Raw genomic sequence first — 13,732 nt, forward strand, 5'->3', positions numbered from 1 at the left:
GGAAAAAGCCGTCCCGGCTATAGAAATTCATATGGATACGGATGGAAAGACCCTTCGCCGCGGCTGGACCACGGGCACCTGCGCGGCAGCCGCCACGAAGGCGGCCTGCGCCGCCCTTCTGACCGGCGAGTTTCCTTACCCTGTCGAGGTCGAACTTCCAAGCGGCGCGAGGCCGGCATTTTCCCTCGCCACCGAGGAAAAGGGCGAAAACTTCGCGCGCGCCGGCGTCGTCAAGGATGCCGGAGACGATCCGGATGTTACCCATGGTGCGCTGATCGAAAGCACGGTCAAACGCGGTCAACCGGGAAGCGGCATCACCTTCAAGGCCGGAAAGGGCGTCGGCACCATCACCCGGCCGGGCCTGCCCCTGCCGCCGGGAGAACCCGCCATCAATCCCGTACCACGCAAGATGATCGAAACCGCCATTCGCGAAGTGGCTGGCGAAGAGGCCGATTTCGAGGTCGAGATTTCCGTCCGCGATGGCGAGAAACTGGCGGAAAAAACCCTGAACGGCAGGCTCGGCATCGTCGGCGGCATTTCCATCCTCGGCACAACGGGCATCGTCATTCCCTTTTCCTGCTCGGCGTGGATTCACTCCATCTGGCGCGGCATCGATGTGGCGCGCGCCACCGGCTGCACGCATGTGCTTGGCGCCACCGGCAACACCTCCGAAAAAGCCGGGCAGGCGCTTTACGCTCTGCCTGAAACCGCACTGATCGACATGGGCGATTTCATTGGCGGCATGTTGAAATATCTGCGCAGCCACCCGGTTGAGCGGGTGACGATTGCCGGCGGCGTCGCGAAGATGACCAAGCTTGCCCAGGGCATGCTCGACGTGCACTCCAAGAAGGGGCTGGCCGATCTCGATGCGCTGGCGGCATTGGCGACGGAAGCAGGAGGAGATGAAAATCTCGCCATTGCCATCCGTCAGGCGAACATGGTCGCGCACGCCTTTGAGCTGTCCGAACGTGCCGGGATAGATCTCGGCGCGATCGTGGCGGAAAAAGCCTGGGTAACCGCAGCGGCGGCGCTGAAGACGCCGGCCATTGCGCTTGATATTCTGGTGTTCGATCGTCAGGGCGCGCTCAAGGGGCGCACCGCCTCCACGCCGTCGCATCAGCCTTTCGCATCTTCCTTCGGAGACCGGAACCGCCGGACATAGTCGGTGCTATAAAGCGCGCTTTCGCGAAAATCCGTCGAGGCAAGCCCACGCCCGACAAAGATCAGGGCCGTCCGTTCCACCGGTTCGGCGGCGAGCTTGTCCTCAATGTCGAACAGCGTGCCGCGAATGACCCGCTCATCCGGCCAGGACGCGCGAACGACGATGGCGACCGGGCAATCGGAGCCATAAAGCGGCGTCAGCTCTTCCACCACCTTGCCGATGGCATGAATGGCGAGATGGACGGCGAGCGTCGCGCCCGTCGCACCGAAAGCCTTCAGCGTCTCACCGTCAGGCATCTTCGATGCGCGCCCGGAAATGCGGGTCAGCACAAGGCTCTGCGCCACTTCCGGCACCGTCAGTTCCCGCTGCAAAGTGGCGGCCGCAGCGGCAAAGGAGGGCACGCCGGGCGTGACGGTGTAATCGAGGCCCAGTCGCTCCAGCCGGCGGATCTGCTCGCCCATGGCGCTCCAGACGGAAAGATCACCGGAATGCAGCCGCGCCACATCCTTGCCGGCCTTTGCTGCGGCCACAAATTCCGCCTCGATCTCGTCCAGCGAAAGTGCTGCCGTATCGACGATGCGGGCGCCCGGCGGGCAATAGTCGATAAGCGCCTTCGGAACCAGCGACCCGGCATAAAGACACACCGGGCAGGCGGCGATAAGATCGCGCCCGCGCACCGTAATGAGATCGGCGGCGCCCGGACCGGCGCCGATGAAATGAACCGTCATTGTTGTTCTCCATGTTCGATGGCGCAGCCGCTATCATGTGAGCCGTCGTCAGTGGTTGCGATGGCCACAGTGACATTGCCAACCACAAGACGCGGCGCGACCAGTCTTGCATTCTCGCCGGCGGCGGCAAGCGCCGCCGCTTCGCTCACGCTTGGCGAACCGGCATTATCAAGGCTTGCCTGTGAAAATGTCATTGTTTTCGAAGCAACCGCCTCGAGCCGTTCCTGCGATACGATTTCCAGAGACAGCGACAAGCTTTTCGCCGCCTCCAAAAGACCGGCTTCATCGGCTTTGAGCGACGCAGTCGCTAAGCATTCCGCCATCATGCCCAAAACATGCTCCGCAGCGCGCACGGCGGCAATCACGGCATCCGAACCCGTACCTCTGCGGCAGCCTATGCCAGCCACTGTCACCATGGCTTGGTCCAGCTCCATTGTGTCACCGGCATCGCCGGACGCCAGCCCGACATGGAGCCAACGGCCGTCACCCGCGACACATCCAGACGGATCATCGATCCGCCGAGCCGCGCATGGGCCGCAAGAAGCACGGCCTCCATTTCCAGCGTCACCGCATTGGCAACCAGCCGCCCGCCGGGTTTCAGGGCCTCCATAGCCCCCTCGAGCACGCCCGCTTCACTGCCGCCGCCACCGATGAAAATAGCATCCGGCTGAGGCAAGCCTTCAAAAGCCGCAGGGGCCGCGCCGATCATGACCTCAAGCCCCGGCACACCGAAAGCTTCGGCATTGCGGGCGATACGTTCCGCCCTTTCCGGGTGTTGTTCTAAGGCGATGGCACGGAGGGAGGGGTGGGACAACATCCATTCGATACCGATCGAACCCGAACCGGCACCGATATCCCACAGCAACTCACCCTGCCGTGGGGCAAGAGAGGAAAGTGTCACGGCGCGGATTTCACGCTTGGTGATTTGCCCGTCATGTTCGAACAGGCTGTCATCAAGCCCAGATGTGAAAGGCAGAACGCGGGCGCCCTCGGCCACGACAACGTCAATCGCCACCACATTCAGCGGGTCGATGTCTTCAAACGAGAAATCGGCCGCCCTGACCTGCCGCCGCCTTTCCCGGTTTCCGCCCAAGGCTTCAAGCAAGACGAATTCCGACTGGCCGAAACCCAAATCGGACAGCAGTTCCGCGATCAAGGCCGGGGCGTGGGCGTCCGAGGTGAGCGCGATGATGCGTGCACCGGCATGGAGATGCGGCCGCAGGAAATCGATGGAACGCCCGTGCAGCGAAACGCATTCGACCGATTGCAGCGCCCAACCGAGCCGCGCGGCAGCCAGCGAGAAAGCGGAGGGCGAGGGATAACAAACTGTCTCACCCGCTTTGATCCGCCGCAGAAGCGTAACACCGACGCCATAAAAGAACGGATCGCCGGAAGCGAGCACACAAACCCTTTTGCCGCGCAGCGCCACGACATCGCCCATATCCGTATCGAACGGCACAGGCCAGCGGCGTGCTTCACCTCGAATGGCCGCAGCCGCCAGTTCCAGATGGCGTTTGCCGCCGAAAACCACCTCGGCCGCCTCTATCGCCTCAATCGCGTTCCGGCCCAGCCCCTCGAGCCCATCCTCACCAATACCGACGATGGAAAGCCAGGGCTTTTCTTTCTTTTCGGTGGAAGCCTTGTTTTCTCTGGAAGCATCACCCGTTCCGGAATATTCAGACGTCATGACACGCTCCATACTCATCCTTGGCGGCACGGCGGATGCCCGTATTCTGGCGGGCAGGCTGGCGGAAGAACCCGGCTACCGAATCCTGCTCTCCATGGCCGGCCGCACGCTCTCGCCGGTCGAACAGCCGGTGCCGATGCGCAGCGGCGGTTTTGGCGGTGCGAGCGGTCTTGCGGATTTCATTCGCGCAGAGAATTTCGATATTCTGGTGGACGCCACCCATCCCTATGCGGCAAAGATTTCCGCCAATGCCATTGAGGCCACAGGGCTTGCCAAAGTTCCGCTGATCGTCCTTTCGCGTCCTGCCTGGAAGCGTCAGCCGGGTGACAGGTGGTATGAGGTCGACAGCGTCGAACAGGCTGTCACCGCGCTCGGCGACGAAAGCAAACATGTATTTCTGGCGCTCGGCCGACAGGAGCTTCTTCCTTTCGAAACCGCGCCCCGGCACAACTATCTCATCCGCAGCGTCGACCCGGTAGAGCCGCCACTGAAACTGCCGCATGCGCGCTATATTACCGCGCGCGGCCCCTTTGCGCTGGACGACGAAATCCGCATGCTGGAAGAAAACCGCATCGAGACGGTGATCTCGAAAAACTCCGGTGGCAGCGCGAGCTATGGCAAGATCGAAGCAGCGCGACGGCTCGGTCTGCCGGTCATCATGATCGACCGGCCGCGACAGCAAAACGACGCGCCCCTGAATGACGTGACGGTGCCGGATATTGCAGCTGCGCTCACCGCCATTCGCCATCAGCTCTCTCTTCTCGAAAAACGTGGCGAATAAACCAGCGGTTCTTTGCCGGGACGTTCGATCAGACGGGTTTCAACCGAACCGACGATGATGCAGGTAGCCATATCCGCCATATCGCTCGAGGCTTCCGAAAGAGGCACGACCCGAATACGCTCATCCGCCCGGCCTGCCGCACGACCGAAAATCACCGGCACCGAACCGGGCAAATGCGCCCGCAACAGATCAAAAGCGGTACCGAGCTGGTGCGGCCGCGCCTTGCTGACGGGATTATAGAAAGCCATCACAAAGCCTGCTTCCGCCGCCGCGATCAGCCGTTTTTCAATAATGCCCCAGGGTTTCAGATTATCCGACAGCGAAATGGCGCAGAAATCATGGCCAAGCGGCGCGCCGGCTCTCGCAGCGACCGCCAGCATGGCAGTCACACCCGGCACGACGGAGAAATCGATATCGCGCCATTCGGAGGGGCCGCTTTCGATCGCCTCGCAAACCGCGGCGGCCATCGCGAAAACGCCGGGATCGCCGCCAGAAACCACACAGACCTTGCCGCCGGAAGCTGCAAGTCGCAGCGCCTGTTCAGCGCGGGAGATTTCCTCACGATTGTCCGAAGCGTGACGGCGTTGATCGGGCCTCAGCGATAGACGGTCGAGATAGGGAATATAGCCGAAGAAATCCTCCGACGCCCCGACGGCGGCAAGCGCCTCCGGCGTTACCTGCGCCGCACTGCCGGGGCCGAGGCCGACAACGACCAGCCTGCCGGTCATGGCGTTTCGCCTCCAGCGGGTCTTGTTTTCCAGCCCGGCACCAGAACCAGCGAAAAATAGGGGGCAGGTGATGCGTCACGCTCGATGAGCCGCACCGCATGGCTGTTGGCCATAGTGCCACGTTCGACATAAAGCGCGTCTTCAAGCTTGCCGGCCTTTTCCAGCGCCCGGCGAATTTTTGGAAGGTTGCGCCCCACCTTCATGATAACGGCTCCATCCGTGCCCGACAGACGCTCCGTCAAAACATCTTCACCGAGCGTGCCGGGAAGAACGCTCAAAATATCATCGCCCTGCACCAGCGGCAGACCGACCATGGACCAGCAGCCGGACATGGCCGTGATGCCCGCAACGACCTCCGCCGGGTAAGATGGCGCAAGCCGCAGATGAAGGTGCATATAAGAACCGTAAAACAGCGGATCGCCTTCCGACAGCACGGCGACATTGCGCCCGGCTTCGAGATGCACAGCGATGTCCTTCGCCGACTGATCGAAAAAGGCGGCAATGGCATCACGATAATCGTTACCGTTTTTATCGCTTTCGACGGTTACCGGATAGACCAGCGGCATTTCCAGCGTTCCGGGCCGGATGAAGGCTTCGACAATACCGCGACCATTGCCGCTGCCGCCTTTCTTGCAGAAGAACGCAAGCACATCGGCATTTTCGATGGCGCGGACAGCCTTCAGCGTCAGAAGCTCGGGATCTCCGGGGCCGGTGCCGACGCCAACGAGCCTACCCTTCGGATGTTCGAAAAGAGCCGCACTCACAGGCCAGCCCTCGCAACGGCGTTGATGGCGGCAGCCGTCATGGCCGAACCGCCCATGCGTCCCTTGACGATGGCATAGGGAATGCCAAGCGAACTTGCCTCCAGCGCGTCTTTCGATTCCGCCGCACCGACAAAGCCAACCGGCATGCCGATGATGGCAGCCGGGCGCGCGGCACCTTTTTCCAGCATCTCAAGCAAATAGAACAGTGCAGTCGGCGCATTGCCAATGGCAACGAGAGCGCCGTCCAGCTTCTCTGCCCAGAGATCGAGCGCGGCGGCGGAGCGGGTATTGCCGATCTTTTTCGCCAGCTCCGGCGTGCGGGGATCGCGAAGGGTGCAAACCACATCATTATCAGCCGGAAGGCGGGCGCATGTCACGCCATGGGCAACCATTTCCGCATCGCAGAGAACAGGCTTGCCGGCTCGTAGAGCACCGCGTGCAGCGGCAACAAAATCCGGCGAAAAGCGGAAATGGCTGGCCGCCTCCACCTGCCCGCAGGCGTGGATCATGCGAATGGCGATATCCGCCTGCTCTTCGGTAAAGGCGGACAAATCCGCTTCTTCGCGAATGATGGCGAAGGAGCGCTCATAGATCGCATTGCCATCGCGAATATAGTCATAGTCAGTCATCGGTCATCCTGTCGAAGCACCGCACCGATCGCCCGTTTGCCCAGCCGGGCAAAGAAGTTGGCAGCGTTTTCCCCGGGCTTATGTTCTTTTTCGTAAAGACGGGCAAGCCGCGAAAGCGCCGTCCTCTGATGCTGGAAAGGTAAAATGCCATCCGGCACGTCACCGGCGCGGCCCGAAATCGAAAAGGCCAGGCCATCGGCGGTGCCGGAAAAAGTGAGAAGCGACGGCGCGGGGTGCGCGCAACCTTTGCCGCAGCCGGAAATATGCAGCGTGAAGGAGCCATCCAGCAACGAGGCGCATTCCTCAGACGCAAAGGCGGCCAACTCATGGGTGGGAAGAAAAGCCGAAGCGCAGCCCGGCGCGCCGGAACAGGCGGCAATGGAAGAGCGCGCGTCACCTGCCGTCGTGATGAAACCGGCCGCCCTTGCAATCTCAAGCAATCCGCCGCAGACAGATGACGATCCAAAGAATAGCAGGCTATGGTTTGGTGCCGGCCGCAGGGCCGTGATGCCGAGGGTACCGGCCCGTTCGCAGAGATGCGACAAATCGTAGGCCTGGATTTGCCCGAAAGCAGGTGCGACAGCAATGGCGAAGCGATCCTTTCCCGTCATCATCAGTCCGAGAGACGCAAAAGCCGCCCTGGCGTCATCAACAATCACCCGATCCAGCAGGCGATCACCGCAGATCGCTTTTATCGTCGAATGGTCCAGATCGCGGCCACGGGCAAGCGGCCCTTCGCCGGCCAGATAGACGAGCAGCGATAGGACGACACCCGCCGCTATGTCCGTCTCGACCAATCCGGCATTCAGCGACTTACTTTCCGGCCCACCCACGAGCAATCGCCAGACGGTCCGCCCATCAAGCGACACAGCTTTCAGGCGAATATCCGCCAGAAAATCTTCCATGGAGAGGCGCCCGCCGCCATCAATGACGACAGACATTTTAGCGGCAAGCTGTTCATGGAGAACGAGCCTGTCGGCTTCTTTTCGAATCTCCTCGGCAAGAGGGAAACCATCGGCAATCTCCGCGTCATCCCGACCGGCGAGAGGCGAAGTCTCGACCGCGAGCCCCGCACGCAACGGCAAATCCAGCGCCAGAACGTCTTTTTCCAGAGCACGGGCGCTTTCCGGCGTCAGACCGCGAAATTGCAGGCTGCCGCGTGCAGTAATGTCGATCAATCCGTTGCCATGCCGCTCGGCAAGCTGACAAAGCACCACCATGTCGCGCGGGTCGATATCCGCCTCGAAAGCGATCCGCGACAAAAAACCGTCACCGGTGCGCATGGGAGCGGACAGGGCCGGGCAGAGACCACGGCGGCCAAATGGCTGAACGGGATCGGCAACGGCCATCATCACGCCTCCACCCTTTGGGGGCGCGGCAGGATCAGCATTTCAAGTTCCGCATCCACCGCGTTGCGGCGGCTGTGCCACAGCCCGCGACGGCGAGCGGATAAAAAGCGTTCGGCCATCACCTGCGCCGCTTTCGGGTTTTCCCGCAGGATGAAATCGCGCACATCCTCATTGCCGAAATAGGCATCGTAAAGCGCCTCGATCAACGAGGAGGACACCGCATGGGTGGTTTCGGCAAAGCCGATCAACCGGTCCACCGTCTCGAGGAATTCCGCCGCCCCGCGCGGACCGTGCCGCATCTGACCGGCAATGAAGCGGGGATTGACGGCACGCGCACGCACCACCCGCGTCAGCGCCTGCGTCATCGACCTTGCACGCGGGCGCGCCGGATCTGTCGTATCCAGCGCAACAATATCGGCGACGCCGCCAAGCACAGCCTTCGCGGCGGAAAAACCGCCGATGAAGGCGACATCCGAAGAACCGTCCAGAAGGTCGCGGCCCGGATCGTCCCCGGTATGAACCAGAAGATCGGCGCGCCTGACCAGCTCCACAAAACCGGTATCTTCGAAAATCTCCAGCCCGTCCGCACCGCCGAAAGCGTGGCTCGCCGCATCGAGATAGGCCTGCCCCAGCTCCTCGCGTTCGTCCCATTTCCCGCTGGCAAGCTTTTCTTCGATGCCGGCACCATAGGTGCCGGGCGCGGAGCCGAAAATACGCGCCGGAATATGCCCAAGCGTGGCGGCCTCTTCCGCAAGCGGATTGTCGCCCGGCGCCTCCTCCCGCCGCGCGACGGCCTTGGCGGCGGCGTCGAGAAGCGCGATCAGTGCCGGGAACATGTCGCGGAACAGGCCGGAAATGCGAAAGGTGACGTCGACACGCGGCCGCCCCAGGCTCGCTGGCGGCAGCACCTCGATGCCGGTGACCCGGCCGGTCGCGAGGTCGTGGATCGGTCTCGCCCCCATCAGATGCAGCGCCTGCGCCACATCCTCACCGCCATTGCGCAGGCTGGCGCTGCCCCACAGATCGAAAACCAGATGTTTCGGCCAGTCGCCATGGGACTGCAGATGATGGCGCAGCACTTCTTCGCCCGCCATGCGGCCCAGCTCGAACGCCGTCGGCGTCGGCATGGTGCGCGGATCGGCGGCATAGAGATTGCGGCCCGTGGGCAGCACATCGAGCCGCCCGCGCGCAGGTGCACCGGAAGGGCCGGGGACGATATGCCGGCCATCGAGCGCGGCAAGCAGGGCAGCTTTTTCCGATTTAGCGCTTTCGAGCCTCAGAAGATCGGTCTCGTCTTTTGCACAGCGACCAAAAACATGCTGGCCATCCTTGATGGCGAAATCCTTGAGGTCACAGAGAAAGGCGTCGATGCGTGAGAGGGCCGCATCGGCATCATCTTTCGCAGCCACGCCCGCTTCCGCCGCAAGCCCGGTCTCCAGCGCCTTTTCGACGATCAGTTTCGCCAGCCGGTCACGCCGGCGGCGATCCAGCCCATCCGCCTGCGCATATTCATCGACCAGCTGCTCCAGCGCCGACTGTTCCGGCGAAAGCCCGGCATTGACCAGCACCGGCGGGACATGGCCGATGGTCACAGCCGCAATTCGCCGCTTGGCGACCGCCGCCTCGCCCGGATTGGAAACGATGAACGGATAGACCACCGGCAGCGAGCCGGTGACGATTTCGGGAAAACAATTGCGGGAAAGCGCCACCGTTTTGCCGGGCAGCCATTCCAGCGTGCCGTGCGCGCCAACATGCACGATGGCATGCGCACCCGCAATCCGCTGCATCCATGCACCGAAGGCAACAAGCGCGTGACGCGGTGGCAGGGCAGGGTCGTGGTAGTCCACCCGACGATCCTCATTGCGGCCCCTGTCCGGCGCTAGCGCCACGAACACTTCGCCGAAACGGGCGGCGCGGAACCGGAATGCGCCATCGACGAGTGCATCGTCATCGGTTGCCACACCCCATGTCGCGTTCACGGACCCGGCAGATGCCGAGGGCAAGGCGGAGAAAAAAGCCTCGTAGGTGGAAAGATCAATTGCCGCTTCCTGCTGTTCGACACAGTCGAGCAGCGCCCGCGCGGTCTTAGGAATATCCTTGACCGTATAACCGGCCCCGGCGAGATCCTGCATCATTTCGAGAACGCTTTGCGGCACATCGAGACCGACGGCATAACCGGTTCGCCCGGGCGCCGCACCGGGATAATCCGGCATCAGAATGACGATGCGGCGATCCCGCGGAAGGGCATTCCTCAGCCGCAGGAAAGAGGCAATGCGATTTGCCACCTGCTCGACGCGATCAGCCTCGGGTACATTGAGCAAACTCGCGCCGCCATCCATGCGCGCCTGTTTGAACGAGATTGCACCGGCGAGAATCCGGCCATCCAGTTCCGGCAGGACGACATGCATGGCAAGATCGGCGGGATTGAGACCGCGCGCATTTTCCGCCCATCCGTCCCGCCGCGTCGTCGCCATCACCACCTGAAACACCGGCACGCCGAGACGGTCGAACAGCGTTGCGCCGTTTTCATCCGTCTGGCTGGCGAAGGCGGTGGCGGCAATGATGGCGGCGGGCTTCAGATCGGGCAGCACCGTTTCGAGAAAACGGAGCGCCTCGCCATCCTTCAGGCCACTGACAAAAATCGGCAAGGGTGCAAAACCGCGCTGCGAGAGCGCCTCGAAAAGCGCGTCCACCGGTGCGGCATCTGCCGCCAGAAGCATGGAACGGTAAAAGAGGATGGGCAGAAGGGACGCACCGTCGGGAAAACCCGCGCAAGCTTCCGCCCTATCCACAACGCCCCTGCCGGGCCGGTAGAAACCGGCTTTCGGCAGCGGTTCGGCTTCAATATCCGGCCATGCCTCACCCCTTGCAAGAGCGGCGAGACCAAGGGCAAGCCGGTCCATATTCTCCTGCCCGCCCTCGCGAAAGAAGGAGAGGACCGAGGCCAAAGTCCGCCGATCGACGGTCGAGGCCGCTTCGAGTTTCTCGTCCCTTTCGCTGCACTCACCCGGCAAAAGCAGAAGCTTGATGCCGCGCCTGCGTGCAAGAATGGAAAGCTGATCGACACCGTAACGCCAGCGTTCCGCACCGCCGAGAATTCGGATAAGAATAACCCTGGCATGTTCCGCCGTCTTTTCGATCCAGAGATCGACCGACATGGGATGTCGAAGCTCGGAGAGGTTGGCGGCTGACAGGGAGGGGAGCGCACCCTCTGTTCGCCGCCAAGCCTGTTCCAGCCCGGCCAGATCGCTTGCCGAAAAAGACAGTACCACCACATCCGACCGGGGCTGGTTGAGATCAACCGGCTCGATCAGGTCGTCCAGAGACGAGGATGTGGTGGCGAGAATGTGCATCGTCAGGCGGCCAGCATCTGTTCGATCTTTTCGCGGTTGATGCCCTTTTCGCCGATGACGACGAGGCGGCTGCGGCGTTCCTCACCCGCAGCCCAAGGGCGGTCGTAATAATGGTTGACACGGCTGCCGACAGCCTGCACCTGCAGGCGCATCGGCTTTGCGGAAACCTCGATGAAGCCCTTGATGCGCAGGACATTTTCCGCAGCCGCCGTCTCGGCGATACGGGCTGCCAGCGCTTCCGGATCGGTCACGGCCGGCAGATCGATGACGAAACTGTCGAAATCGTCATGCTCGTGGTCGAGTTCACCGTCATGATGGGTACGGCGGTTTTCGATATCCTCTTCCACCGCAAGGCCAAGACCGATCAGCACGGCGGGGTCGATGGCGCCATTGGAAGCCACGACGATCTTTGCCGCCTTCGGCAGATGTTCGAGAACATGCGCCTTGGCCCTGTCCAGGCCGGCATCGTCAAGAAGATCGGCCTTGGTCAGCACGATAAGATCGGCGCAGGCGACCTGATCCTCGAAAACCTCTTCGACCGGGTCATCGTGATCGAGCGCCTCGTCATTGGCCCGTTGGGCCGCGAGTGCTTCCATGTCGTGCGCCACCTGCCCTTCGGCAAGGGCAGCGCCATCCACCACGGCCACGACGGCATCCACCGTCACGCGGCTCTTGATCGCCGGCCACTGGAAGGCCTGCACCAGCGGCTTCGGCAGGGCGAGGCCCGAGGTTTCGATGAGGATATGCTCCACCTTCGGCTGGCGGCTCAGAATCTGTTCGATGGCGGGCTGGAAATCATCCGCCACCGTGCAGCAGATGCAGCCATTGGCCAGTTCGACGATGTTTTCTTCCGGGCAGCTTTCAATACCGCAACCTTTGAGAATCTCGCCATCGATGCCGATATCGCCGAATTCGTTGACGATGATCGCCAGCCGCTTGCCGTCCAGCTTTTCGAGAAGGCCGCGCAGCAACGTGGTTTTGCCAGCCCCCAGAAAGCCGGTGACGATGGTGCAGGGAACGCGGTCCAGAAGGGTGCTCATGATCTCTCCTCGGTAAAATCGAATGGGGGAATGCGCGCCACCATGCCGCGCTTTAAGGGTTCGGGGCGGCCGCGCCAGGGCATCAAACCGTCGGGGGCGGCAGCCAGCAGCCGCGCGCCGGTCAGCAAATCTTCCGCGTCACTTATTGTCAGCCCGCCAAAAACATAGGACCAGCCATCGGTGCTGCGCAGCACGGCGCTAAGCCCGCGCTTGCAATTGGCGAGGCAGTTGACGGAACGAACGGTGACACCCGTTTCCTCCGCCTTTGCGATGACGGCATCGGCGAGGCGTGAGCCGGGGCGCGGTTCGGCATTGGGGTCGGCTTCATCGCGACAGCTTCTGCAAACGAAGACGGTCACGCCGGACGCCGTTTCGTCCTGCGTGTTTCCGCCTGCACATGAAGATGTCGCTGAAATATCCAAACCGTATCGTTTCCCGCGCCTTGCAAAAAAATCTCGGGGGTGCGGATGTCGAATACGGTAAGCGGACAGGCGCAAACCGGATGTTCGATCTAACCGACTGACCGGAGCACCCCGCCCGGCAGACGTTTTTCCTGAAACGGCAGGTCTCCTGGCTCGCGGCTTTACACCCTGACACCGCCTTCCCGAACCCGTTGAGGTGTCCAGTGGCTTTACGGTGCGGGCTTACCGCTTACAGTTGCGGGGGCAGCCACGGAATGACCCGGTAGTCGGGCTGGAACCGTGTTCCCTCTTAGCTTTTCCCGTTGCCGGGAAAAGACCGTCAGTCCGTTACCCTTAGGCTGAACGGGCGTGAGGGTCAATGCCGCGGCCCTGTGGCCCGCACATTGCCGGGTGCGGCAAATTGGGTATAGTCGCCGCTCCGAACGGCGGGGGCACCGGGTCCCGCACCGCTGGATGAAAAGGAAAACGCGATGACACGCGACATCAGCGACAGCGAAGCCGAACGTCACCGGCAGAAAATGGTCAACCGCAAGACGGTGCAGGACGCCGAGGTTGCGGAAAAGACCATCGAAAAAGGTCTGCTGATGATCAATACCGGCCCGGGCAAGGGCAAATCCACCGCCGCTTTCGGTCTTGCCCTGCGCATGCTCGGCACCGGGCGGCGGGTCGGTGTCGTTCAATTCATCAAGGGCGCATGGTCGACGGGAGAACAGCAGGCGCTGACTTTGTTCGGCGACAGGGTCGTGTGGCGCACCATGGGCGAAGGGTTCACCTGGGACACACAGGATTTGAAACGCGACGTCGCAGCGGCGGCAAAGGCCTGGGAAGAAGCCAAGGTACTGATGGCCGACGAGACCATCGGCCTGCTGATCCTCGATGAGCTGAATATCGCGCTCCGTTACGATTACCTGCCGCTGGAAGAGGTGGTCGAAACGCTTTCTAGCCGCAGGCCCGATCTGCATGTCATCGTTACCGGCCGCAACGCCAAGCAACCGCTCATCGACGCGGCTGATATGGTGACGGAAATGACCCTCGTGAAACATCACTTCAAGGCGGGCGTGAAGGCGCAGGCGGGGATAGAATTCTGAC

General features: G+C 62.1%; 13 protein-coding genes and 1 riboswitch. Of the genes, 3 read left to right on the forward strand and 10 right to left on the reverse strand.

Features of this window, described 5'->3' with window-relative positions:
• Positions 1-31: 31 nt before the first annotated feature.
• Positions 32-1,162 carry a cobalt-precorrin-5B (C(1))-methyltransferase gene (locus ACQZ5N_RS08625; RefSeq protein WP_448732670.1) on the forward strand — a complete coding sequence of 377 codons (1,131 nt, stop codon included), beginning with the start codon at positions 32-34 and terminating at the stop codon, positions 1,160-1,162.
• Here ACQZ5N_RS08625 and cobM read toward each other — a convergent pair.
• From cobM to cbiE, 3 genes are read right to left on the reverse strand one after another with little or no spacing between them, the layout of a single operon-like run.
• On the reverse strand, positions 1,117-1,890 hold the full coding sequence (cobM, locus tag ACQZ5N_RS08630; protein WP_448732671.1) for a precorrin-4 C(11)-methyltransferase: 774 nt from the start codon (positions 1,888-1,890) through the stop codon (positions 1,117-1,119). The two genes, ACQZ5N_RS08625 and cobM, sit on opposite strands and share 46 nt — an antisense overlap.
• Positions 1,887-2,306, reverse strand: a complete 420-nt coding sequence (locus ACQZ5N_RS08635) for a cobalamin biosynthesis protein (RefSeq protein ID WP_448732730.1) — start codon at positions 2,304-2,306, stop codon at positions 1,887-1,889. The genes cobM and ACQZ5N_RS08635 overlap by 4 nt, the downstream gene beginning before the upstream one ends.
• On the reverse strand, positions 2,300-3,577 hold the full coding sequence (gene cbiE / locus ACQZ5N_RS08640) for a precorrin-6y C5,15-methyltransferase (decarboxylating) subunit CbiE (RefSeq protein WP_448732672.1): 1,278 nt from the start codon (positions 3,575-3,577) through the stop codon (positions 2,300-2,302). Before cbiE ends, ACQZ5N_RS08635 begins: the two co-directional genes overlap by 7 nt.
• Here cbiE and ACQZ5N_RS08645 point away from each other — a divergent pair.
• A complete protein-coding gene (locus ACQZ5N_RS08645; protein ID WP_448732673.1) occupies positions 3,576-4,358 on the forward strand; it encodes a cobalt-precorrin-6A reductase in 783 nt (260 codons plus the stop codon). The genes cbiE and ACQZ5N_RS08645 overlap by 2 nt on opposite strands.
• Here ACQZ5N_RS08645 and ACQZ5N_RS08650 read toward each other — a convergent pair.
• The 7 genes from ACQZ5N_RS08650 to ACQZ5N_RS08680 are packed head-to-tail and all read right to left on the reverse strand — an operon-like array spanning position 4,325 to position 12,643.
• Positions 4,325-5,086 carry a precorrin-3B C(17)-methyltransferase gene (locus ACQZ5N_RS08650; protein ID WP_448732674.1) on the reverse strand — a complete coding sequence of 254 codons (762 nt, stop codon included), beginning with the start codon at positions 5,084-5,086 and terminating at the stop codon, positions 4,325-4,327. The two genes, ACQZ5N_RS08645 and ACQZ5N_RS08650, sit on opposite strands and share 34 nt — an antisense overlap.
• Positions 5,083-5,850 carry a precorrin-2 C(20)-methyltransferase gene (locus ACQZ5N_RS08655; RefSeq protein WP_448732675.1) on the reverse strand — a complete coding sequence of 256 codons (768 nt, stop codon included), beginning with the start codon at positions 5,848-5,850 and terminating at the stop codon, positions 5,083-5,085. The genes ACQZ5N_RS08650 and ACQZ5N_RS08655 overlap by 4 nt, the downstream gene beginning before the upstream one ends.
• Positions 5,847-6,479: a precorrin-8X methylmutase gene (locus ACQZ5N_RS08660; RefSeq protein WP_448732676.1), complete on the reverse strand. Its 633-nt coding sequence runs from the start codon at positions 6,477-6,479 to the stop codon at positions 5,847-5,849. The genes ACQZ5N_RS08655 and ACQZ5N_RS08660 overlap by 4 nt, the downstream gene beginning before the upstream one ends.
• The gene (gene cobG / locus ACQZ5N_RS08665) at positions 6,476-7,831 is read right to left on the reverse strand and encodes a precorrin-3B synthase (protein WP_448732677.1); all 1,356 of its coding nucleotides are present in this window, start codon (positions 7,829-7,831) and stop codon (positions 6,476-6,478) included. The genes ACQZ5N_RS08660 and cobG overlap by 4 nt, the downstream gene beginning before the upstream one ends.
• A complete protein-coding gene (gene cobN, locus ACQZ5N_RS08670) occupies positions 7,831-11,181 on the reverse strand; it encodes a cobaltochelatase subunit CobN (RefSeq protein WP_448732678.1) in 3,351 nt (1,116 codons plus the stop codon). Before cobN ends, cobG begins: the two co-directional genes overlap by 1 nt.
• 2 nt (positions 11,182-11,183) lie before the next feature.
• A complete protein-coding gene (gene cobW, locus ACQZ5N_RS08675; RefSeq protein ID WP_448732679.1) occupies positions 11,184-12,221 on the reverse strand; it encodes a cobalamin biosynthesis protein CobW in 1,038 nt (345 codons plus the stop codon).
• Positions 12,218-12,643: a DUF1636 family protein gene (locus ACQZ5N_RS08680; protein WP_448732680.1), complete on the reverse strand. Its 426-nt coding sequence runs from the start codon at positions 12,641-12,643 to the stop codon at positions 12,218-12,220. Before ACQZ5N_RS08680 ends, cobW begins: the two co-directional genes overlap by 4 nt.
• 121 nt (positions 12,644-12,764) lie before the next feature.
• Positions 12,765-12,979: riboswitch (cobalamin riboswitch) on the reverse strand.
• A gap of 134 nt (positions 12,980-13,113) precedes the next feature.
• Here ACQZ5N_RS08680 and cobO point away from each other — a divergent pair.
• Positions 13,114-13,731: a cob(I)yrinic acid a,c-diamide adenosyltransferase gene (gene cobO, locus ACQZ5N_RS08685; protein ID WP_059760031.1), complete on the forward strand. Its 618-nt coding sequence runs from the start codon at positions 13,114-13,116 to the stop codon at positions 13,729-13,731.
• Position 13,732: the final 1 nt, after the last annotated feature.

Source organism: Agrobacterium sp. 22-221-1 (genome assembly GCF_053522445.1).